The 21,276-nt window shown below is 56.9% G+C and carries 22 protein-coding genes; 16 read left to right on the top strand and 6 right to left on the bottom strand.

The window, feature by feature from the left end:
- The first annotated feature begins 25 nt into the window (after positions 1–25).
- Both AC097W_RS08985 and AC097W_RS08980 read left to right on the top strand, forming a co-directional pair.
- Positions 26–697, top strand: a complete 672-nt coding sequence (locus AC097W_RS08985; protein WP_479602162.1) for an ArsR/SmtB family transcription factor — start codon at positions 26–28, stop codon at positions 695–697.
- Positions 698–708: 11 nt separating this feature from the next.
- Positions 709–1,059 (top strand): DsrE/DsrF/TusD sulfur relay family protein, encoded by a 351-nt coding sequence (locus AC097W_RS08980; RefSeq protein ID WP_479602161.1) that lies wholly within the window; start codon positions 709–711, stop codon positions 1,057–1,059.
- A gap of 308 nt (positions 1,060–1,367) precedes the next feature.
- Here AC097W_RS08980 and AC097W_RS08975 read toward each other — a convergent pair whose 3' ends face one another.
- From AC097W_RS08975 to AC097W_RS08965, 3 genes are read right to left on the bottom strand one after another with little or no spacing between them, the layout of a single operon-like run.
- Positions 1,368–2,648, bottom strand: a complete 1,281-nt coding sequence (locus AC097W_RS08975; RefSeq protein ID WP_479602428.1) for an amidohydrolase family protein — start codon at positions 2,646–2,648, stop codon at positions 1,368–1,370.
- Positions 2,649–2,655: 7 nt separating this feature from the next.
- Positions 2,656–3,285 carry a uracil phosphoribosyltransferase gene (gene upp, locus AC097W_RS08970; protein ID WP_479602160.1) on the bottom strand — a complete coding sequence of 210 codons (630 nt, stop codon included), beginning with the start codon at positions 3,283–3,285 and terminating at the stop codon, positions 2,656–2,658.
- Positions 3,286–3,339: 54 nt separating this feature from the next.
- Positions 3,340–4,869: a helicase HerA-like domain-containing protein gene (locus tag AC097W_RS08965; protein ID WP_479602159.1), complete on the bottom strand. Its 1,530-nt coding sequence runs from the start codon at positions 4,867–4,869 to the stop codon at positions 3,340–3,342.
- 58 nt (positions 4,870–4,927) lie between these two features.
- Between AC097W_RS08965 and AC097W_RS08960 the strand changes: the two genes are divergently transcribed.
- The 10 genes from AC097W_RS08960 to AC097W_RS08915 are packed head-to-tail and all read left to right on the top strand — an operon-like array spanning position 4,928 to position 13,819.
- A complete protein-coding gene (locus AC097W_RS08960; RefSeq protein ID WP_479602158.1) occupies positions 4,928–5,647 on the top strand; it encodes a YebC/PmpR family DNA-binding transcriptional regulator in 720 nt (239 codons plus the stop codon).
- Positions 5,644–6,942 (top strand): phosphoribosylamine--glycine ligase, encoded by a 1,299-nt coding sequence (gene purD, locus AC097W_RS08955; RefSeq protein ID WP_479602157.1) that lies wholly within the window; start codon positions 5,644–5,646, stop codon positions 6,940–6,942. The genes AC097W_RS08960 and purD overlap by 4 nt, the downstream gene beginning before the upstream one ends.
- 21 nt (positions 6,943–6,963) lie before the next feature.
- A complete protein-coding gene (hemF, locus tag AC097W_RS08950) occupies positions 6,964–7,881 on the top strand; it encodes an oxygen-dependent coproporphyrinogen oxidase (RefSeq protein WP_479602156.1) in 918 nt (305 codons plus the stop codon).
- On the top strand, positions 7,878–8,495 hold the full coding sequence (nadD, locus tag AC097W_RS08945; protein ID WP_479602155.1) for a nicotinate-nucleotide adenylyltransferase: 618 nt from the start codon (positions 7,878–7,880) through the stop codon (positions 8,493–8,495). The genes hemF and nadD overlap by 4 nt, the downstream gene beginning before the upstream one ends.
- Entirely contained in the window at positions 8,495–9,259 is a 765-nt protein-coding gene (gene rsfS, locus AC097W_RS08940; RefSeq protein WP_479602154.1) for a ribosome silencing factor, read from the top strand. The genes nadD and rsfS overlap by 1 nt, the downstream gene beginning before the upstream one ends.
- 7 nt (positions 9,260–9,266) lie before the next feature.
- A complete protein-coding gene (rlmH, locus tag AC097W_RS08935; RefSeq protein WP_479602153.1) occupies positions 9,267–9,734 on the top strand; it encodes a 23S rRNA (pseudouridine(1915)-N(3))-methyltransferase RlmH in 468 nt (155 codons plus the stop codon).
- A 7-nt stretch (positions 9,735–9,741) separates the two neighbouring features.
- Positions 9,742–10,359, top strand: a complete 618-nt coding sequence (locus AC097W_RS08930) for a Maf family protein (protein ID WP_479602152.1) — start codon at positions 9,742–9,744, stop codon at positions 10,357–10,359.
- 34 nt (positions 10,360–10,393) lie between these two features.
- Positions 10,394–11,869, top strand: coding sequence for a ribonuclease G (rng, locus tag AC097W_RS08925; protein ID WP_479602151.1), 1,476 nt, complete (start codon positions 10,394–10,396; stop codon positions 11,867–11,869).
- A gap of 37 nt (positions 11,870–11,906) precedes the next feature.
- Entirely contained in the window at positions 11,907–12,653 is a 747-nt protein-coding gene (locus tag AC097W_RS08920) for a polysaccharide deacetylase family protein (protein WP_479602150.1), read from the top strand.
- Positions 12,653–13,819 carry a glycosyltransferase family 4 protein gene (locus AC097W_RS08915; protein ID WP_479602149.1) on the top strand — a complete coding sequence of 389 codons (1,167 nt, stop codon included), beginning with the start codon at positions 12,653–12,655 and terminating at the stop codon, positions 13,817–13,819. Before AC097W_RS08920 ends, AC097W_RS08915 begins: the two co-directional genes overlap by 1 nt.
- On the opposite strand, the gene msbA is transcribed toward AC097W_RS08915, so the two are convergent.
- From msbA to AC097W_RS08900, 3 genes are all read right to left on the bottom strand, one after another.
- Positions 13,816–15,540 carry a lipid A export permease/ATP-binding protein MsbA gene (gene msbA / locus AC097W_RS08910; RefSeq protein WP_479602426.1) on the bottom strand — a complete coding sequence of 575 codons (1,725 nt, stop codon included), beginning with the start codon at positions 15,538–15,540 and terminating at the stop codon, positions 13,816–13,818. The two genes, AC097W_RS08915 and msbA, sit on opposite strands and share 4 nt — an antisense overlap.
- Before the next feature lie 83 nt (positions 15,541–15,623).
- Positions 15,624–16,832, bottom strand: a complete 1,209-nt coding sequence (locus AC097W_RS08905; RefSeq protein ID WP_479602148.1) for an O-antigen ligase family protein — start codon at positions 16,830–16,832, stop codon at positions 15,624–15,626.
- A 99-nt stretch (positions 16,833–16,931) separates the two neighbouring features.
- Positions 16,932–17,720: a glycosyltransferase family 2 protein gene (locus AC097W_RS08900; RefSeq protein ID WP_479602147.1), complete on the bottom strand. Its 789-nt coding sequence runs from the start codon at positions 17,718–17,720 to the stop codon at positions 16,932–16,934.
- A 69-nt stretch (positions 17,721–17,789) separates the two neighbouring features.
- On the opposite strand from AC097W_RS08900, the gene AC097W_RS08895 reads away from it, so the two are divergent.
- The 4 genes from AC097W_RS08895 to ybgF are packed head-to-tail and all read left to right on the top strand — an operon-like array spanning position 17,790 to position 21,275.
- Entirely contained in the window at positions 17,790–18,644 is an 855-nt protein-coding gene (locus AC097W_RS08895) for a glycosyltransferase family 2 protein (protein WP_479602146.1), read from the top strand.
- 7 nt (positions 18,645–18,651) lie between these two features.
- Positions 18,652–19,917, top strand: coding sequence for a Tol-Pal system beta propeller repeat protein TolB (gene tolB, locus AC097W_RS08890; RefSeq protein WP_479602145.1), 1,266 nt, complete (start codon positions 18,652–18,654; stop codon positions 19,915–19,917).
- 24 nt (positions 19,918–19,941) lie between these two features.
- Entirely contained in the window at positions 19,942–20,478 is a 537-nt protein-coding gene (gene pal / locus AC097W_RS08885; RefSeq protein ID WP_479602144.1) for a peptidoglycan-associated lipoprotein Pal, read from the top strand.
- 17 nt (positions 20,479–20,495) lie between these two features.
- Positions 20,496–21,275, top strand: a complete 780-nt coding sequence (gene ybgF, locus AC097W_RS08880; RefSeq protein WP_479602143.1) for a tol-pal system protein YbgF — start codon at positions 20,496–20,498, stop codon at positions 21,273–21,275.
- Position 21,276 lies beyond the last annotated feature (1 nt).

Below are 21,276 nucleotides of genomic sequence, written 5' to 3'. Positions count from 1 at the left end.
TCAAACGATCGTTAGAATATACACCATGAATAACCGAACAGTCAAAGACCTGTTGTACGAGCAGGTTGCCCGCGTGGGCAAGGCGCTGTCCAGCCCAAAGCGGCTGGAAATACTGGAAATGCTGGCTCAGGGGGAAAAGGCCGTCGAAACGATTTCCACCGAAGTGGCCATCGACAACAAGCTGGCCAGTGCACACCTGAAAGCACTGAAAGAAGCCCGCCTGGTTCAAACCCGCCGCGAGGGCAAGCGCATTTTCTACAGTCTCACGGGTAGCGATGTTGCCCAGCTCGGCGTCACGCTGCGCCAGGTGGCTGAAGAACACCTGGTCGAGCTGCGCATGGCGTTGCAGCAGTTGATGGCAGAGCCGGATCGCATGGTCAGCGTGGGACGTAAAGAGCTGATGGCGCAGGCAAAGCGCGGCGAGGTCATTGTTCTTGATGTGCGCCCGCAGAGCGAATACGACACGGCCCATCTGCCGCACGCGCGCTCGTTGCCCCTGCCCGAATTGGCCCAGCGTTTGGCCGAGTTGCCTCGCGATGTGGAGATCGTTGCGTACTGCCGGGGCCCGTTCTGCCTGATGTCCGATGAAGCCGTGAAGCTGCTGCAAGCCCAAGGCTACCGCGCTCGCAAGACTTTTGATGGCGTGAGTGAGTGGCGGGCCGCAGGGTTGCCAATTGAAAAAAAACCTGATTTTTGAAGGAGAAACGTATGTCATCCACCCTGTTCATCCTCAACGACGCACCCTATGGCAACGAGCGTGCCTATAACGCATTGCGCCTGGCCGCAGCAGTAGCTGGCAAGGAAGGACAGAAAATACGGATGTTTTTGATGGCCGATGCGGTGACCTGCGCCAAGAGTGGGCAAAAGCTGCCGGAGGGGTATTACAACGTGCAGCTGATGCTGGGAAAAATCGCACGCAAGGGTGAAGTCTTGCTGTGTGGTACCTGCATGGATGCACGTGGGCTGCGTGTAGATGAGATCATGGAAGGTGCCCAGCGCGGCACCCTGGCGCAGCTCGCTGACTGGACTGTCGAGGCAGACAAGGTGCTGGTATTCTGATATCCACGTTGCCGGTTGCGACTTGAGGCGTATTGGAGTTGAAACTCTGCGGCGGGTACATTTTTTTCGATGAAGCACTCCTGGACCGCTTCACGGGCTTTGTCTCCGCACACGGCATATCCAGCAATGTTCGGCCTGACCAGATGGAGGGCGAGGACATCTAGGAGCCATAGAGCTTGAATAGTATGCGTTGATGGGTGAGCAGCGAGTTTAGGTGAAAAACGTGGAACAAGACGGCAGGGATTCATTCAGGAATCTTTCACGATATGCTATTAAATCAATAGCTGCTCACGCATATTTCACTGGGGCTAGCGGTCTAAATGCATCCAAGAAGTGGCTTCCGGTCGCCCTGGGAGATTCAACGTGGCTGTTGCTGACGGCGACTGTGCCACCAGCTTGCCCCGCCGGAATACCTTGAGCCGGGTTGCGCGCAGGCGGATGGCTTCGACAGGGGCTTGCGCCTGCAACAGGACAAAGTCAGCGTGGCAGCCCTTTTCAAGCCCATAGCCTTCCAGATGCATGATTTTCGCAGGGCTGTTGGTCACCGCCTCAAAACACTGGCGCATGGCAGTCTGGCTGGTCATTTGTGCTACGTGCAGGCCCATGTTGGCCACTTCCAGCATATCGGCGCTGCCCAGTGAATACCAGGGGTCCATCACGCAGTCGTGGCCAAAGGCCACCGTTACGCCATGTGCCAATAGCTCGGGCACGCGGGTCATGCCGCGGCGCTTGGGGTAGGTGTCGTGGCGGCCTTGCAGGGTGATGTTGATGAGCGGGTTGCTGATGATGCTGACCCCGGCCTCCGCAATCAGAGGCAGCAGCTTGCTCACGTAGTAGTTGTCCATGCTGTGCATGGAGGTGCAGTGCGAGCCGGTGACGCGGCCTTGCAGTCCCAGGCGCTGGCTCTCGAAGGCCAGAGTTTCAATGTGGCGCGAGAGCGGGTCGTCGGACTCGTCGCAGTGCAGGTCCACCAGCTTGCCTTGCGCTGCTGCGAGCTCACAGAGCAGTTTGACGCTCAAGGCGCCCTGTTCCATCGTGCGTTCAAAGTGTGGAATGCCGCCCACGACATCCACGCCCATGGCCAGAGCGCGCTGGATTTTTTCCAGGCCCTGTGGGTCGCGCAGCGCGCCATCTTGCGGAAAGGCGACCAGTTGCAGGTCCAGGTAGGGCGCGACCCGGCGTTTGACCTCCAGCAGCGCCTCTACGGCCAGCAGGCGCGGGTCGCACACGTCCACATGGCTTCGAATGGCCAGCAGGCCTTTGGCCACCGCCCAGTCGCAGTAGGTGAGGGCGCGTTCGATCAGCGCATCTTGTGTGAGCAGGGGTTTGAGTTCGCCCCACAGTGCAATGCCTTCGAGCAGCGTGCCGCTCTCATTGATGCGGGGCAGGCCGTAACTCAGCGTGGCGTCCATGTGGAAATGGGCGTCCACAAAGGGCGGACTCAGCAGCATGCCTTGCGCATCAATCGTCTCGGCCGCAGGTGCCAGCAAACCCTGCTTCACCTCGGTGATGCGGCCGTTTTGCACCGCCACCGACATCTGGGTGCGCCCATCGGGTAGGGTGGCGTTGTGTAGCAGCAGATCGAGCATGGGGACCTTACTGGGTGCCGAAAATACGGTCACCTGCATCGCCCAGACCGGGCAGGATGTAGCCGTGGTCATTGAGTTCCCGGTCTATTGCCGCGGTGTAGATTGGCACGTCCGGGTGCGCCGCCTGCAAGGTAGCCACCCCTTCGGGCGCAGCGAGCAAGCACAAGAACTTGATGGAGCGGGGGTTGAGTTTCTTCACGCGCTCCACGGCGGCGGCGGCGGAATTACCGGTGGCCAGCATGGGATCCACCACAATGACGTCGCGTTCCTCCATGTCCTTGGGCATCTTGAAGTAGTACTCGACGGCCTGCAGGGTCTTGGGGTCCCGGTACAGGCCAATATGGCCCACCCGTGCGCCTGGCACGACGGTGAGCATGCCGTCTAGGATGCCGGTTCCTGCCCGCAGGATGGAGGCCAGCACCAGCTTCTTGCCGTCGATCACCTGGCCGGTCATTTTCTCCATGGGGGTTTCGATCTCGATGTCCTGGGTGGCCATGTCGCGGGTGACCTCATAGGCCATCAGCATGCTCAACTCATTGAGCAGGCGCCGAAAACTGTTGGTGCTGGTGTCTTTTTGGCGCATTAGCGTCAATTTGTGCTGAACCAGCGGGTGTTTGATGACGTGTACGTTGCTCATGGTGTAAGTCTCCTTGCAAGTGTTGTGCCGGGTTCATGTCGGGTTGTATCGGGTTTAGCGGCTTTTGCCGCCCAGCATGCTGCCCAATACGCCACGGATGATCTCCCGGCCCACGGTCGAACCCATGGTGCGTACAGCGGACTTCACCATGGCCGTGGCCAGCCCCTCATGTTGGCCACCGCGTGGACCGGTGGAGCCAAACAGTACATCGCTTAATCCGCCAAACATGCCACCGCTTTTCTCGGCACTGGCGCCTGCGGCACCCGTCTGGTTGCTACCCCCCTGGGTTTGTGCTGCGGCGGTGCGCGCTTTGAGTTTTTCGAATGCAGACTCCCGGTCCTCGGTCTTTTCGTAAACCCCCGCCACCAGCGAGCCTTGCAAGAGCGCCTGGCGCTGCGCTGGGGTGATGGGCCCAATCTGGCTGCCGGGCGGCAGTACATAGACCCGCTCGGTCATGGTGGGGCGCCCCTTATCGTCCAGCAGGCTGATGAGGGCTTCACCCACAGCCAGTTCGGTGATGGCGGTTTCAATATCCAGGCCCGGCTTTTGCCGCATGGTCTGCGCCGTCGCCTTGACCGCTTTCTGATCACGCGGGGTAAAGGCGCGCAGCGCGTGCTGCACACGGTTGCCCAGCTGGGCCAGCACGGAGTCGGGAATATCCAGCGGGTTTTGCGTCACAAAATACACGCCCACGCCTTTGGATCGCACCAGTCGCACCACCAACTCAATGCGCTCGATCAGCACCTTGGGGGCTTCGTTGAACAGCAAATGGGCTTCGTCAAAGAAGAAAACCATCTTGGGCTTGTCCAGGTCGCCCACCTCGGGCAGCTGCTCAAACAGTTCGGCCAGCATCCACAGCAAAAATGTAGCGTACAGGCGGGGAGAATTCAGCAACTTGTCAGCCGCCAGGATGTTGATGACCCCTTTGCCACCCACGGTCTGCATGAAGTCGCTGATGTTGAGCATGGGCTCGCCAAAAAACTTCTCGCCGCCTTGTGACTCCACCTGCATCAACCCGCGCTGGATGGCGCCAATGCTGGCCGCGCTGACGTTGCCGTACTGGGTGGTGAAGTCTTTGGCGTTGTCGCCCACGTACTGCAGCATGGCGCGCAGGTCTTTGAGGTCGAGCAGCAGCAGGCCGTTGTCGTCGGCAATCTTGAAAACCAGGTTGAGCACACCCGCCTGGGTTTCGTTCAGATCCAGCATGCGTGCCAGCAGCAAGGGGCCCAAATCACTGATGGTGGCGCGCACCGGGTGGCCCTGTTCACCAAAAACATCCCACAAAGTGGTCGGGCATGCTATGGATTCAGGAGCGTCCAGCCCACGATCCTTGAGGACTGCAGCCAGTTTTTCACCGATGACTCCGGCTTGCGAGATGCCGGTCAGGTCGCCCTTGATGTCGGCCATGAAGACCGGTACCCCGATGCGGGAGAAGCCTTCGGCCAGGGTTTGCAGGGTGATGGTCTTGCCGGTTCCGGTGGCGCCGGTGATAAGGCCGTGGCGATTGGCTTTGTCCGCCAGCAAATGGCATTGGGTGTCGCCATGCTGGGCAATGAGGATGGACGCGTCAGAGGATGAAGCCATGGAAACCCTAAAAAGTACAATTCAACTCATAGCGTAACGAATTTTTTAAGGAATCCCCGTGGCAGGACACAGTAAATGGGCCAATATTCAGCATCGTAAGGGTCGTCAGGATGAGAAGCGCGGGAAGATCTGGACGCGCATCATTCGCGAAATTACGGTCGCCGCCCGGGCTGGCGGCGGTGATCTGGGCACCAATCCGCGTCTGCGCCTGGCGGTGGAACGGGCCAAGGCGGCCAATATGCCCGCAGACCGCGTCAAGTACAACATTGACAAGGCTACTGGCAACGCCGAAGGTGTGAGTTACGAAGAAATTCGCTACGAAGGCTACGGTATTGGCGGCGCCGCCATTTTGGTTGACACCATGACGGACAACCGGGTGCGCACCGTGGCCGAAGTTCGCCACGCTTTCAGTAAATTCGGCGGCAACATGGGCACTGAGGGTTCGGTGGTTTTTCAGTTCAAACACTGTGGCCAGTTGATCTTTGCTCCGGGCTCCAACGAAGACAAAATCATGGAAGTGGCGCTGGAAGCCGGTGCCGAAGACGTGATTACGGATGACGACGGCGCCATAGAGGTGCTGACCGCCTATGCCGACTACGAGTCGGTCAAACATGCGCTGGAAGCCGCTGGCCTGACTGCTGAGGTGGCTGGCGTGACCATGCGGGCCGAAAACACAATCGAGTTGACGGGTGAGGACGCCCAGCGGATGCAAAAGCTGCTGGATGTACTCGAAGACCTGGACGACACCCAAGACATCTATCACAACGCTGCACTATGAACGTACTTGTAATTGGCGGAGGCGGCCGTGAACACGCTATGGCCTGGAAGCTCGCGCAGTCTTCCAAAGTCCAGATGGTCTACGTCGCCCCGGGCAACGGTGGAACCGCGCTGGACGGGCGGCTAAAGAACATCCCGATCACCGATGTCGTGGAACTGCGCCTTTGGGCACAGGAAAACAAGATTGGCCTGACCGTGGTGGGGCCGGAAGTGCCATTGGCCGCTGGCGTGGTGGACGAGTTTCGCAAGCATGGCCTGCGCATATTCGGGCCCACCAAAGCGGCTGCGCAGCTGGAGAGCTCCAAAGCGTTCTCCAAGGCGTTCATGCGCCGCCATGGTATTCCCACGGCAGAGTACGCCACGTTCTCTGACCCGGTGGCGGCCCATGCGTATGTCAACAAGATGGGGGCACCCACGGTCGTCAAGGCCGATGGGTTGGCTGCGGGCAAAGGCGTGGTGGTGGCCATGACGCTGGACGATGCGCACGCGGCCATTGACTTCATGCTGGGTGACAACACCCTGGGTGTGGCGCACAACGACGGCGAAGATGGCGTGGCAGTACCGCGGGTCGTGATTGAAGAGTTTCTGGAAGGCGAGGAAGCCAGCTTCATCGTCATGTGCGATGGCAAGGATGTGGTGGCATTGGCCACCAGTCAGGATCACAAACGCCTGCTGGATGACGACCAGGGACCAAATACCGGTGGCATGGGGGCCTATTCACCCGCACCCGTAGTGACACCGCAGATCCACGCCCGCGCCATGCGCGAGATCATCCTGCCCACACTGAAGGGCATGGAGCAGGACGGCATTCCGTACACCGGGTTTTTATACGCGGGCCTGATGATTGATACCCATGGCCACGTCAAGACTCTGGAATTCAACTGCCGTATGGGGGACCCTGAAACACAGCCCATTCTGATGCGCCTGAAAACTGATTTTCTGGACGTGCTGTGGGCCGCAGCGGAGCCAGGTGGCTTGGCAAATATGGAGCTGGAGTGGGATCGCCGCACCGCACTGGGTGTCGTCTTGGCCGCGCACGGTTACCCGATGTCGCCGCGAAAGGGCGATGCCATTGAAGGGCTGCCGTCGGAGAGCGAGAACGCCATGGTGTTTCACGCGGGAACAGAACTGCAGAGTGGCACGCTGCGAACCACCGGTGGTCGGGTGCTGTGTGTCACTGCATTAGCGGAAAACGCGCGGGCCGCCCGCCAGGTGGCTTATGAAGTGGTTCACGGCATTCGGTACGACGGCATGCAGTACCGCACAGACATTGGTCACCGGGCTGTCAAGCATTGACGCAATGAAAAGGGATATGGGATGAGCGATTCACGCGTGGGCTCCGTGCGGACCTATTTAACGGGCCTGCAGGACCGCATCACCACGGCCGTTGAAGGGCTGGATGACACGGGCTTTCTGACAGATTCCTGGTCCAAAGCGCCGGGTGAGCCATTGCAAGGCAGCGGCATCACCCGTATTCTGGAAGGCGGCTCGGTGTTTGAGCGTGCGGGTTGCGGTTTTTCGCATGTGCGCGGCCCGGCTTTGCCGCCGTCGGCCACACAGCACCGGCCTGAGTTGACAGGCGCGCCATTTGAGGCCATGGGCGTGTCGCTGGTGTTTCATCCGCGCAACCCCTACGTACCCACGGTGCATATGAATGTGCGCATGATTTCGGCTGGTCATCCGGGTGAGGAGCCGGTGTGCTGGTTTGGCGGCGGCATGGATCTGACGCCCTTTTACGGGCAGGAAGACGATGCGCGCCACTTTCACGCGACCTGCCGCGACGCGTTGCAGGCGTTTGGCGATGACAAGTACCCCCATTTCAAGCAGTGGTGCGACGAGTATTTCTTTCTGAAGCACCGAAATGAGCCGCGCGGCGTCGGCGGCATCTTCTTCGATGACTTTGCAGAGGGTGGTTTTGACAATGGTTTTGCTCTGATGCAATCGGTGGGCGATGCTTTTCTGGCCGCCTATTTGCCCATCGTGGAGCGTCGCAAGGACACGGCTTACGGCGAGCGCGAGCGCGCCTTTCAACTGTATCGCCGGGGTCGGTATGTGGAGTTCAATTTGGTGTGGGACCGTGGCACCCATTTTGGACTGCAATCGGGTGGGCGCACCGAGTCCATTTTGCTGTCCATGCCGCCATTGGCGAGCTGGTCTTACCAGTCCGTTCCCGAGGCGGAGTCACCGGAAGCGGCTTTGTACGCGCAATTCCTGGTGAAGCGGGATTGGGTTTGAGCACTCAACCCGGCCCGACCCGGCGCCTTGGTGTTTTCGGCGGAGCTTTTGATCCTCCCCACTTGGGACACCGGGCTTTGGCGCAGGCAGCCCTGGTGCAACTCGAGCTGGATGAGTTGCGCATCATTCCGACCGGGCAGGCCTGGCATAAAAGTCGAACCCTAACAGCTGCAGAGCACCGGTTGGCGATGACCCGACTGGCCTTTTCGGATATGGTCCGCGTGGTAGTTGACCCTCGGGAAATTCAGCGTTCGGGTGCCACTTATACCGTGGATACCTTGCAGGAGTTGCATGCGGAACAACCGGGTGTGCAGCTGTTCCTGATCCTGGGTCAGGACCAGGCAGAAGCCCTGACGAGCTGGCACCGTTGGGAGGAAATCCCCCGACTTGCTATAATTTGTGTAGCTGCTCGCGCAGATTTTGCGGGGGCCAAGGGCACATTTAATGCCTTATTGTCGGATGCGCCCACCTTGCGGCGGCTGGAAATGCCGCCGGTTGACGTCAGCGCCACCGATATTCGCCGCCTTGTGGCGAGCCACCAAAGCGTTGCCCCTCTGGTTTTTGAATCCGTTGCGCGTTATATTGATCACCATCACCTCTATCGAACTGCCTGATGACTACTTCCACCGTTGCCAAAAAAGACATTACCAAACTCCAGCGAGCGATCGTCGACGGCCTTGAAGACGTCAAAGCCCAGGACATTCAGGTGTTTGACACCGAGCATTTGTCTGCCTTGTTTGAGCGGGTGATTGTGGCGTCGGGTACGTCCAACCGGCAAACCAAAGGTTTGGCTGCCAGCGTACGCGATGCGGTGCGTGAGGCGGGCTTCCCCAAGCCGCGGGTTGAAGGCGAAGCCAATGGTGAGTGGATCATTGTGGACTGCGGCCAGGCGGTGGTGCACATCATGCAGCCCAGTTTCCGCACGTATTACAACCTGGAAGAGCTGTGGGGTGAAAAGCCGGTACGCCTCAAGCTGGGCTCTGCCAAGCCAGCCATGGCGGAAAGCGCCAGGCCCGTCAAGGCGGCACCTGTTGTCGAGATGAGTTTGAGGCGTTCCAATGCGGCCAAAAAAGGGGTGCAGGAAGCGTTCCCGTCCAAGGCCCAATTGAAGAAAACCGAGGCCGTCAAGGCCGCGGCCGCCAAGAAAGCCCCGGCACGCAAGGCTGCAGCCCCGAAGGCAGCACCCAGAGTGGAAGCCGTAAAAACTGCGGCAGCCAAGACGCCGGCGGCCAAATCGACTCCTGCGAAAAAGGCCGTGGCAAAAAAAGCGGTGGCAAAAACCGCAATCAAACTGGTTGTGAAGGCGCCTGCCAAAACGATCGCCAAGACAGTTGCCAAAAAAGCAGCTGCCAAGAAACCAGCCGTTCGCAAGACCTGATTCGCCTGTGAGGCTGGTCATTGTTGCCGTGGGTCTGCGTGTGCCCGATTGGGCGCAGACCGCGTGGGACGATTACGCCAAGCGGTTTCCACATGAGTTGCGTGTGGAACTCAAGGCCGTCAAGACCGAACCCCGGGGCTCCAAAACCCTGGAGACGCTCTATGCGGCTGAACGCTCACGCATTGAGGCTGCTATCCCCAAAGGCGCGCGCATTGTTGCGCTGGACGAACGTGGCACAACGCTGACCACGGTTGCCCTGGCGGGAAAGCTCAAAGACTGGCAACTGGGTGGAGATGACGTGGCGCTGGTGATCGGGGGGCCGGATGGACTGGACCCCGCTTTTCGCAAGGCTGCCCATGAGCGCATTCGTTTGTCAGATCTGACCTTGCCACACGCCTTTGCCCGTGTGCTGTTGATTGAGCAGCTGTACCGCGCGTGGTCGATCAATGCCAACCATCCCTATCACCGCGAATAGAGTAGACATGACCCCCACGTTTGGCACTGATTTCATCTATCTTGCGTCGCAGAGTCCGCGGCGCAGCCAGCTACTGGACCAACTGGGAGTGAAGCATGAGTTGCTGCTGCCAGACGCGGATGAAGACGCTGAAGCGCTGGAAGCCGTGGTGTTTAGTGAAGCACCCAAAACCTATGTACAGCGCGTTACCGGATTGAAGCTGGCGGCGGCGCAAGCGCGCATGTTGAGGCGGCAATTGCCGCCTGCTTTGGTGCTGTGTGCAGACACGACCGTGGCAATGGGACGGACCATTTTTGGCAAACCAGCGGATGCCGACGAAGCCAAGCGCATGCTCCGGGCTTTGGCCAATCGCCCCCACCGGGTCATCACCGCGATTGCGATGGGGTTTGGGGATCGGCAGGTCATGGCGTGCAGTGAATCGTGGGTGACGTTTGCGGACATGACCGAGGGCGACGTTGAGGCGTATGTGGCGACCGGAGAGCCGATCGGCAAGGCTGGCGCTTATGCGGTGCAGGGCAGGGCCGCAGCACATATTGCCCACATAAGCGGAAGCTATTCGGGCATCATGGGACTACCGTTGTTTGAGACGGCTCAGGCCTTGCGTTCAATGGGTTTCGCCGTCTGAAGGTTACAAGCCGGACCGAACTAGACTCAGTGCCATGCAACAAGACATTCTGATCAACTGGTCGCCACAGGAATCCCGGGTGGCGATCATGGAAAACGGCGCGGTGCAGGAGCTGCATGTGGAGCGCACACTGGAGCGGGGGCTGGTGGGCAATGTCTACCTCGGCAAGGTAGCCAGAGTCTTGCCGGGCATGCAGTCGGCCTTCATTGATATTGGCCTGGAGCGCGCGGCTTTTTTGCATGTGGCCGATGTCTGGCACCGACAGCCCGATGGCGAGGCGCCCTTCATCGCAAAAGGCGCAGCACCGCTCATCCCCATTGAGAAGCAAATTTTTGAAGGCCAGGCCCTCATGGTGCAGGTCATCAAGGAGCCGATTGGCACCAAAGGTGCCAGACTGTCCACCCAGATAAGTATTGCCGGGCGTTTGCTGGTGTTTCTGCCGCAGGATGACCACATTGGCGTATCTCAAAAGATACCAACCGGCCAGCGAGATGAGTTGCGCTCGCGGTTGCAGCAACTTGCCGGATCACAGGGCGGCGGCTTCATATTGCGCACCAACGGCGAAGATGCATCGGATGCCGAGTTGGCCGATGACATTGGATACTTGCGCAAAGCCTGGGCCCGCATCAAGGATGCGTCGCTCCGATTGCCCCCGCAATCCATCCTGCACCAGGATTTAAGCCTGTTGCAGCGCGTGTTGCGCGATCTGGTGGGTGAATCCACCCAGACGATCCGGGTGGATTCCCGTGAGCAGTTTGAAGCGCTCAAGGCCTTCGGGGCAGAGTTCATGCCGATGGCATCCGAGAAGCTCCAGCACTACAAGGGCGAGCGTCCGATTTTTGACCTGTTTTCCATTGATGAAGAAATAGCCAAGGCACTCGGCCGCAGGGTGGAACTCAAGTCGGGTGGTTACTTGATCGTGGATCAGACGGAAGCGCTCACCACAGTCGATGTGAACACCGGAGGTTTTGTCGGTGCCCGTAATTTTGACGACACCATTTTCAAAACCAATCTGGAGGCTGCGCAGGCGATTGCCCGGCAGCTGCGATTGCGCAATCTCGGTGGCATCATTATTGTGGACTTCATCGACATGGTGCGCGAGGATCACCGTGACGCCGTTCTGGCCGAATTCAAAAAGCAATTGTCGCGCGACCGCGTCAAAACCATGGCGGGCGGGTTTTCGCAGCTGGGCTTGGTTGAGATGACGCGCAAACGCACCCGGGAGTCTTTGGCACACATGTTGTGCGAACCCTGTGCCGCATGTGAAGGCAAAGGCATCGTGAAGACCCCGCGCAGCGTCGCCTACGATATTTTGCGAGAAATATTGCGCGAGGCCAGGCAATTCAACCCGCGGGAGTTTCGCGTGGTTGCGTCACCCAAAGTCATTGAACTGTTTCTGGACGAAGAAAGCCAGCATCTGGCGAGCTTGAGTGAGTTCATTGGCAAGCCGGTGTCTTTGCAGAGTGAGGCTGCAATGGGGCAGGCGCAGTACGATATTGTTTTGCTGTGAATCGGCCAACCTACCGCTTACCGATCGCTGATAAAACGTGAACTACCGCTCTACCAATCGGTCGCCGATTCCAATTTTGACCTATCACCAGATTGCTGTAGCACCGGTGAAAGGCGCTGCATATCGGAGTTTGTACGTCTCACCGGTGGATTTTTCGCGTCAGATGGCTTTGCTCAGCTTGCTTGGATACCAGGGGCTGTCAATGAGCGCCTTGCAACCCTATTTGACAGGTGAGCGATCCGGCAAGGTCGTTGGGATTACTTTCGACGATGGCTATTTGAACAACCTGGTGAATGCGGTGCCTGTGTTGAAGCGTTACGGGTTTTCGTCTACTTGTTATGTGGTCAGCCAGAAGCTGGGTGGTACGAATATTTGGGATCTGAATGTCGGAATCCAGCAAACTGCACTTATGTCATCCGCGGAATTGATGCAATGGGTCCAAGGTGGCCAGGAGGTTGGTGCGCACACCCGGAATCATGTCCACCTGAAAGAGCTTGACGCATCCTCTAGTCAAGCCGAAATAGTCGTATGCAAAGCCGAGCTGGAGGATGCAATTGGCCAGCCGGTGGAGCATTTTTGTTATCCCTACGGAGAGTTTTCTGCTGAGCATGTGAATATGGTGAGGGACGCGGGATACAGGACGGCTACCACGACGCAGCGTAGTCGCTGCATAGCCGGCGAGGATCTTTTTGCCCTGCCCAGGGTGCCGGTTGTTCGCTCGTCGACCCGGTTGGCATTCTGGATGAAAGTCGCTACGGCGTATGAAGATCGGCGGCGGGTGTAATGGGCGCCGTCCATCCGAAGCGACTGCGCATTGCAGTCCTCAATCGCATTTTTCGGCCGACTGGCGGTGGTGCCGAACGCTATTCAATTGCGTTGGTTGAGCAATTGGCCCAGCGGCATGATATTCATGTGTTTGCGCAGCAAATAGACCACCACTGGCGCGGAGTGACCTACCACAAGCTGTCTGCCCCGTTGTCCAGACCACGCTGGATTAATCAACTCTGGTTTGCGCTTACCTCGTGGTGGGCGACACGCCGAGGGTTTGATGTAGTTCATTCGCATGAGAACACCTGGCATGGGCAGGTCCAAACAGTCCATGTGTTGCCAGTCAAATACAACTTATTTCATGGATGCACCGGTTGGCGCTTGGCCTTGCGCTGGTTGAAGGTCCTCACCAGCCCGCGATTGCTCACTTATCTTGTTCTGGAGCGTGGCAGGTACGCAGTTCACGAGCAACGGATCATCGTCGTGACTTCCAACAGTTTGGCCTCCATCATGGCCCAAACCTATCCTCGATCCGCAGGTGCGGTGCAGGTCGTGACGCCGGGTGTGCTATCAATCCAAGCTGCAATCAGTATTGACGAAAAACGTGATGCGCGTCTGTTGCTAGGGTTGCCGGTTTTGGGGCGTTGCGTCTTGTTTGTCGGGAATGATTATCGGAAAAAAGGGCTTTCGGCCCTGATTGATGCGATACGGTATCTGCCTGAAGACGTTTATTTGGCAGTCGTTGGCAATGCAGCCCAGATACCTGGCTTTCGGGATGAGGTCGAGGGCGGCGGCATAGGCAATCGGATATTCTTTTTGGGAGCCTTGGAACAGGTAAATGACGCCTACCGTGCGGCTGATTGCCTCGCCCATCCGACCCTTGAGGATACTTTCGCTATGGTCGTTTTGGAAGCAATGGCCCACGGCTTGCCTGTTGTGGTGAGCGATGCCAGGTTTTGTGGGATTTCCGGACTTTTGACGCACGAGATGAACGCCCTGATTCTGGAAAATCCACGCGATGTTCCTGCATTGGCGAGCGCATTGAACCGAGTGCTGTTTGAACAGGACTTGACAGCGCGAATGACGGCATCCGGGAAATTATTTGCGCAAGCTCATCTCTGGTCTGAAATGGCGCGCAAGCAAGAAGCAATCTACTATTCCGCTGTGCAATCAACGGGCTAGACTGATGCCACAGGCATATCGACCTCATCTGATCCATGGAGGCCGAGTTTGTACAGCCGTGCATATGGCCCGTTTTTTTCAATCAGGTCCTGATGTGTGCCGGTTTCGACGATTTGTCCGGCATTCATGACGACAATGCGGTCAGCATGCATCACGGTGGAAAGCCGGTGCGCGATGACCAGAGTGGTTCTGTTCTGCATCAATTTCTGCAATGCATCCTGAACAGCCCTTTCGGATTCGGTGTCCAACGCCGAAGTGGCTTCATCCAGGATCAGTACGGGTGCATCCTTGTAGAGCGCGCGCGCGATGGCAAGTCGTTGCCGTTGCCCTCCGGAAAGCTGAGTGGCATTGTGGCCAACGATGGTGTCGATGCCCTGGGGCAAATCTTGCACAAGCTGCGCCAGATTGGCCGCGTTGAGACATTGAGTCACTCTGTCGCGGTTGATCTCCATTCCCAGTGCCACGTTGGCCAAAATACTGTCATTGAGCATGACCACGCTTTGGCTTACAAAAGCAATCTGTGAGCGCAGTGCCTGCAGTGACCAATCACGCACATCATGGCCATCCAGAAGAACCTGCCCTGAGCAAACATCTACAAACCGGGGAAGGAGATTTGCCAGAGTCGTTTTACCTGACCCGGAGCTGCCGACCAGCGCAACCGTCTCCCCCGACATTACGTTCAGGTCAAGGTCTTCGATCGCGGGTGTTGAACTGGAGGGGTAGCGGACACTTACTTGTTGAAAGCATATATCCCCCGCTGCACGCGGTTTGGAGAAATTGCCCTCTATTTCGCTTGGCGTTTCCTCAATCAGTGATAAACCTCGTTCCAACGCGACGAGACCACGGGTGATTGGGCTGGATACTTCGGAAAGTTGTCGGATCGGCGCAATGATCATCAGCATAGCGGTAACAAACGCAACAAATCCCCCTACCGAAGTGCCGCTGCTGGCACTTTGGACGAGTGCGACCGATATAACAGCTGACAAGGCTACTGCAGCCAGCATCTGCGTCATGGGGGTCATGGCGGCTCCCGCAACCGTCGATTTCATGGCGAGGTGCCGCAGAGCCTCCCCAAGTTGAGAGAAGCGCTCGGACTGTGATTGCTGCGCTGAGTAAAGGCGTATATCCCTATGGGCCAACACGTTTTCCTCGACCACATATGCCAACTTGTCTGTTGCTTCCTGACTGGCTTGGGTAAGTCGATGAACTCTTCCAGTAAGTACGCGCATCACTAGCGCCACTGCCGGAAAGATCGCCGCCACAATGAGGGTCAATTTCCAGTTGAGATAGAAAAGATATCCGACGAGTGCCAGCAAAGTCAGGCCGTTTCTCACGAGGCTCAATATGGAGTTGACCAACATCACTGCACCGGTCTGAACTTCGTATACGAGGGTGTTGGTAAGTGCACTGGAGGTTTGACCTGAAAACAGTTTCAAGTCGGCGACTAGTATTTTGTTGAACATTGCGTGACGCATGTTCTGGAGCCCGCGATTGGTGATTTTGGATAGCCCGATTTGCGATATGTATCCAGCCAAACCACGGACTCCAAAGAGCAATATCAAGGCGACCGGAACCGTCCAAATTTCAAGTGTTCCCTGTTGAAACCCACGATCCAATAATGGCTTCAGTAGTGCGGGGATCAGCGGCTCCGATGCAGCCCCTACGACCGCGCTTACTGCAACCAGCAGCCAGGTTCCAGGGTAGGTGCCAAAATAGGGCATCAATCGTCGTATGCGGGCAATCACGGTGGTTGCTGGAGGGTTTTTCAAATCGGGTTGAACCGGAGGGGCGGATTGATCGGGTGTCACGTTCTGCCCTCAATAGGCTGTGGCATTTGTGTCCTTCCGACTTGCCTTGGAGAGCGGCTTCGCAGTCCCAGTGCCATCATGAGTCCGAGGCTGATACATAAATAGTCGCCCATCAAATCGTCAAACAAAGCGGAGTTGAAGAGGCACGCAATGGCAATGCCAGCAAGGATCGATAACGTAGCCCTGGCAACAGCAGCGGGGAAAAATCGTGTATCGCGGATCACTGCAACCAATAAAGTGATCAAAAGCAAGGGGCCACCAACGCCTAATTCAACACCCCACAATAGATACTCTTGGTGCGGGTTGCTGGAGTTGCTGACTCCGAAGGTTTGGGTTGCTGTGTCTCCCTCCATGCGTTTGACGGCGGGTGTCCAGCTTCCCACACCGTATCCGTTCCAAGGCTTTTCATATATTGCCTGAACAGAGCGTCGCCAAGCGTTGAGACGCCAACCGGAGGAACTGGCCGTTTCGACTTGCTTGGTGTAACTCTGCGATTCGATGATTACCTGGGATATACGCTCTCGCACTTGACCGGATGAAAGGTACAAACCCATGACGACAACAAGGGGTGTGGCGATGAGGGCAATTAGTCGCAACCGCTTGTTCATCGTCCACATGGCAGCCAGAGACAGCATTGCCAAAGCGACCAGATAGCCGGTGCGCCCTGGAAGGAGCAGCAAGACATTGGAAAGAGCGGCCAACGCCACCAAACCAGCCAACCAACGGGGCCAGAATCTTTCTGGTGCAAGGTGCCAGAAAATGGCGGCCATTGTCGCAAACATGATGGATTGATCGAGGTAGCTCTCGGCGAAAACCACAGACCGGTTGGCTGGGTTTGTTGTTGAGTCGGAGTGCAAGAATGGAAGAATTCCAGAGGCGAGTGCCCACGACGCGATCAGAACAAAGAGCTGCCCAGCAGCGAGAAATCCAATAGCTAACCGAGCTTCCCGCTCTGTCCTTATCAAGAAAATCAGAAGCAAGATACTCAGTAGCTTGGCGTGCTTGACAAACATGCTCAAGGCAAAATCCATACTGACCTCGGTCCACAGGAGGCTGAGTGCGAACGCAATCAGGATTCCGAGAATGGTCTTTGTTGTCCAGAGTCGCTGAAATGTGGAGTCGCTCCGGTTGTTGACGTACCCGGCCAGCAGATATCCCAATCCCAAAACAAACAGAATCAATTTGGAAAGGCTGATCCATGCCATTGGTAAGCTTACTGAAACGGCGGCCAGGCATACAAAAATCAGACGCAAGCTCCAGCCGGCATGCGGTGGACGTGTAGTGGGTGCCATTGACAACGATGGCTACTTCGGGTGGTTGGCGTGCACTGGAGCCTGCCATTCGACACCCTTCTGGATTTCAATGGCTTTGACATACCGGTAAAAGGTACCTTCAAAATTGCCCAGTGCGATGACGAAACCCGCCCAGCCATCCAAAAAGCCCAGTTTGAAAAAATAGTGTTTGGCAAAAGACCAGATGCCGTGCGACAAGGCTGTTCCCATCGACAGGCGGCGCTCGGATATGCGTTGCGCCCCCAGTGAAGAGTACCGGTTGGCCTTGTGCATTACCTCACTCATATTTTTGAACGGGAACTGCCAGATAGCATTTTGAAGATGGCCGATTGATTTGGCAGAGTTCAGCACATAGCCTTCATGGACTGCTTTCAACTCGTAACTCATGCAGCCTTTACGAAACAATTGCGGCTGGCGGTAGTTGGGGTACCAACCCGAGTGTTTGATCCAGCGACCCATGAAAAAATTGCGCCTGGGCATCCAGTAGGCATCCGCTGCATCGGGACTGTCGATGGTCTCTCGTATCTCGTTTTCGGCCTCTGGTGTGCAGCGCTCGTCAGCGTCGAGGCTGAAGATCCACTCGTGCGTGCAGGCGGCTATCGCCTGGTTGCGCAAATCCCCGAAACCCTTGAACTCAACCTGGACGACTCGGGCGCCCAGGCGAGTAGCGATCTCTTGTGTCCCGTCCGTGCTGTAAGAATCCACCAGAACCACCTCGTCTGCCCATTGGGCGCTTTCGATGGTCGCAGCGACTTTTTCTGCTTCGTTGTAAGCGATGATGTATACGGATATTTTGCTCATCGGAGATGTTAGTATTTGGCGCCTGTCCAGCGTAAACGGCACTTTGCCAGCCGTCGAGTCTAGTTCAAAATGGATACTTCCGATCTTGTTTCAGTGGTCGTCACCACCTACAACCGCAGCGATGCCTTGCTGGCGGTGCTGGACGGTCTGACCTGTCAGACCGATCAGAACTTTGAGGTCATCGTGGCAGATGACGGTTCCCGTTTGGAGCATCAACAGCGGGTTTTTGGGTCGCAAGCCGCACGGACGTTGCGAGCGATCCATGTGTGGCACCCGGATGTCGGCTTTACGGCCTCCAGTATTCGTAACCGTGGCGTGGCGAACTCCTGTGGGAAGTACATTATTTTTCTTGATGGTGATTGTGTGCCCGAAGTCGATTTTATTGCCAGACACAAGCTGCTTGGGCAAGAGGGCGTCTTTGTGAATGGCAGCCGCGTGCTTCTGTCCGCAGATCTCACCCAGGGTGTGCTCGCTGGCGTAGAGTCACTTTGTGGTCGTTCCCCTTGGTTTTGGCTCACGCAGCGTGTTTTGGGTCGCGCCAACAAGCTGAGTGGTTTGATCAGACTGCCTGATGGCTCTTTTCGTGTGAGGCGCACGTTCTCATGGAAGGGAATACGCAGTTGCAATATGGGAGTTTGGAGGTCCGATTTTGAACGCGTTGATGGGTTCGATGAGTCATTTGTCGGCTGGGGGCACGAAGATGCGGACTTTGTGCTGCGCCTCCATCACAGTGGGGTGGCAAGAAAGAATGGATTTTGTGCGACAGAAGTTTTTCATCTCTGGCATAAGGAAGCCGCACGTGATCGCGAGTCGCAAAACGCCCGAACGGTGATGGAGCGGGTCACATCGAAAGTGACCCGATCAACGACAGGTTTTTCACATAAACACGACTCCGAAGGGGTTGTGATTACAAGACTGGGATAATGGCGCCATGTTGAAACGTTTTTTGTTTTGTTTGTTTGCAGGTCTTGTGTGCCTTCCGGCTTTTTCCCAGTTTCGGGTTGAGGTGTCTGGAGTTGGCTTGACGCAGTTACCGATTGCCGTGGTCGCTTTTCGGGGTGATGACGCTGCGCCGCAGAAGATCGCGTCCATTGTGTTGGCTGATCTGGAGCGTAGCGGCCAATTTCGTGGTGTGGACGCCGGTGGTTTTTCGCTGGATGAGGGTTCCAGACCGGAAGTGTCTGCCTGGCGTCAGAAAGGGGCCGACGCTTTAGTAACCGGTAGCATTAGTCGTCTTGCTGATGGCCGCTTTGATGTACGCATGCGCCTTTGGGACGTAGTCCGTGGGCAGGATCTGGGCGGGCAAAGTTATGCCGTGACTTCTGGCGATCTCCGACTGGCCGCGCACCGTGTGGCAGACTTTGTATATGAGAAGCTTACCGGTGACAAAGGCGTGTTTTCGACCCGCATTACATATGTAACCAAAGTTGGACAATCATTCAACCTTTGGGTGGCAGACGCTGACGGCGAGAGCGCACAAAGCGCATTGAACAGCTCCGAGCCCATCATTTCTCCAACCTGGGCGCCGAACGGAGCCCAGATTGCCTATGTGTCCTTTGAGTCCCGCAAGCCCGTGATTTTTGTCCACGATGTCGCGACCGGAAAGCGTAGGTTGGTCGCCAACTTCAAGGGCTCCAACAGTGCGCCGGCCTGGTCACCCGATGGAAAAACGCTCGCGGCAACTTTAAGTCGTGACGGCGGTTCCCAGTTGTATCTTATGGATGCGACCGGCGGCGAGCCAAGGCGGCTCGCCCAATCCAGCGCCATTGATACCGAACCAACCTTCACTCCAAACGGTAAAACCATCTATTTTGTAAGCGATCGTGGTGGCTCGCCGCAGATCTATCGCATGCCCGCATCAGGTGGCAATCCAGAACGGGTCACGTTTTCCGGCACTTACAACATTTCTCCATCGATCAGTCCCGATGGGAAATGGCTGGCCTATATTTCCCGAATAAGCGGCGCCTTTAAGCTGCATGTTATGGACATTGCGTCGGGCGCGGCAAATCCGGTTACTGACACCACTGCAGATGAGAATCCCAGTTTTTCTCCCAATAGCAGACTCATCATTTACGCGACCCAGCAGCAAGGGCGCGAGGCGTTGATGACGACAACGCTTGATGGAAAAATCAAGGCCCGACTGGCGGGTAAAAGTGGTGACATTCGGGAGCCCGATTGGGGTCCCGTGCAAAAGTGATTGCAATTTAACTAGGAGTATTGGATGAATCGACTGATATTGGCGGTTGGTATTGCTGCGTTGGTAACCGCTTGCAGCTCACCGGTCAAGCTGGACAACGTACCGGTTGAAGATAAATCTGGCGCGAGTGTCGGGTCAGGCGCAATGAGTGGGGGCAATGCTGGCGGCGTAGGTCAGGGCGGCGTCGCTGCTGTCGACCTTGGCAAGGCCAACCAGGATGCTGCCATGCAATCGACCGCCCGAATGGTCTATTTTGACTACGACAGCTTCGTCATTCGGCCGGAATTTCAGTCCGTGATTGAATCCCATGCCCGATTCATCAAAGCCGATAAAAACAAGAAAGTCGCGATTGAAGGGCACACCGACGAACGTGGTGGACGTGAATACAACCTTGCTTTGGGCCAGAAGCGGGCAGAAGCCGTACGCCGCGCGCTGGGTCTGTTGGGCGTTTCTGAAAATCAGATTGAAGCCGTGAGTTTCGGCAAGGAAAAACCTGCGGAACTGGGCTCAACGGAAGCAGCCATGGCGAAGAATCGCCGTGCCGAAATTTCTTACCGATGAATTCTTATTCGTTTTATATGGCTTCACGAGCGATGCGCATGGCTGTGGTCGTTACATTGGTGACGACCTTTGGTCATGCAAGTGCTGGCCTTTTTGACGATGAAGAGGCTCGCAGGGCCATACTGGACTTGCGCCAAAGAATCGACACGGTCAGATCTGATTCGGACCAGAAGCTCGCGGAAGAAACAAGAAGATCAGTCGAGGACACCTCTCAGTTGCGCCGCAGCCTCATCGAGTTGCAAAACCAGCTCGAAATCACGCGTGGTGAACTGGCGAAGCTGCGTGGTCAAGACGAACAGATGGCCCGTGAGTTGGCTGAGGTGCAAAGACGTCAGAAGGATGCCACGCAGTCCGTGGATGAACGATTGCGCAAATTCGAACCTACCCGCGTCACACTGGATGGTCGCGAGTTTGTGGCAGAAATTTCTGAAAAGCGTGACTATGACGCTGCGATGGCCACTTTTCGCAGAGGCGAGTTTGCTGCGGCGCAGGTTACTTTTGTCGACTTCTTGAACAGGAATGCGAATACCGGGTACCGTCCGTCTGCATTGTTTTGGCTGGGTAACGCGCAGTATGCCACCAAAGATTACAAGGACGCATTGACCAGTTTCCGGGCCTTGGTCGCATCGACTCCTGACCATATGCGGGTCCCGGAAGCGATATTGGCTGTTGCAAACTGTCAGCTGGAAATGAAGGACACCAAGTCGGCGCGCAAAACGCTTGAAGAGTTGGTCGCCAAGTACCCAGGATCAGAGGCCGCAGCCGCGGCCAAGGACCGTTTGGCGCGCTTTCGGTAAG

The sequence above is a fragment of the Rhodoferax sp. GT1R46 genome (assembly GCF_056521285.1).
This window is presented reverse-complemented; position numbering and strand designations above follow the sequence as displayed.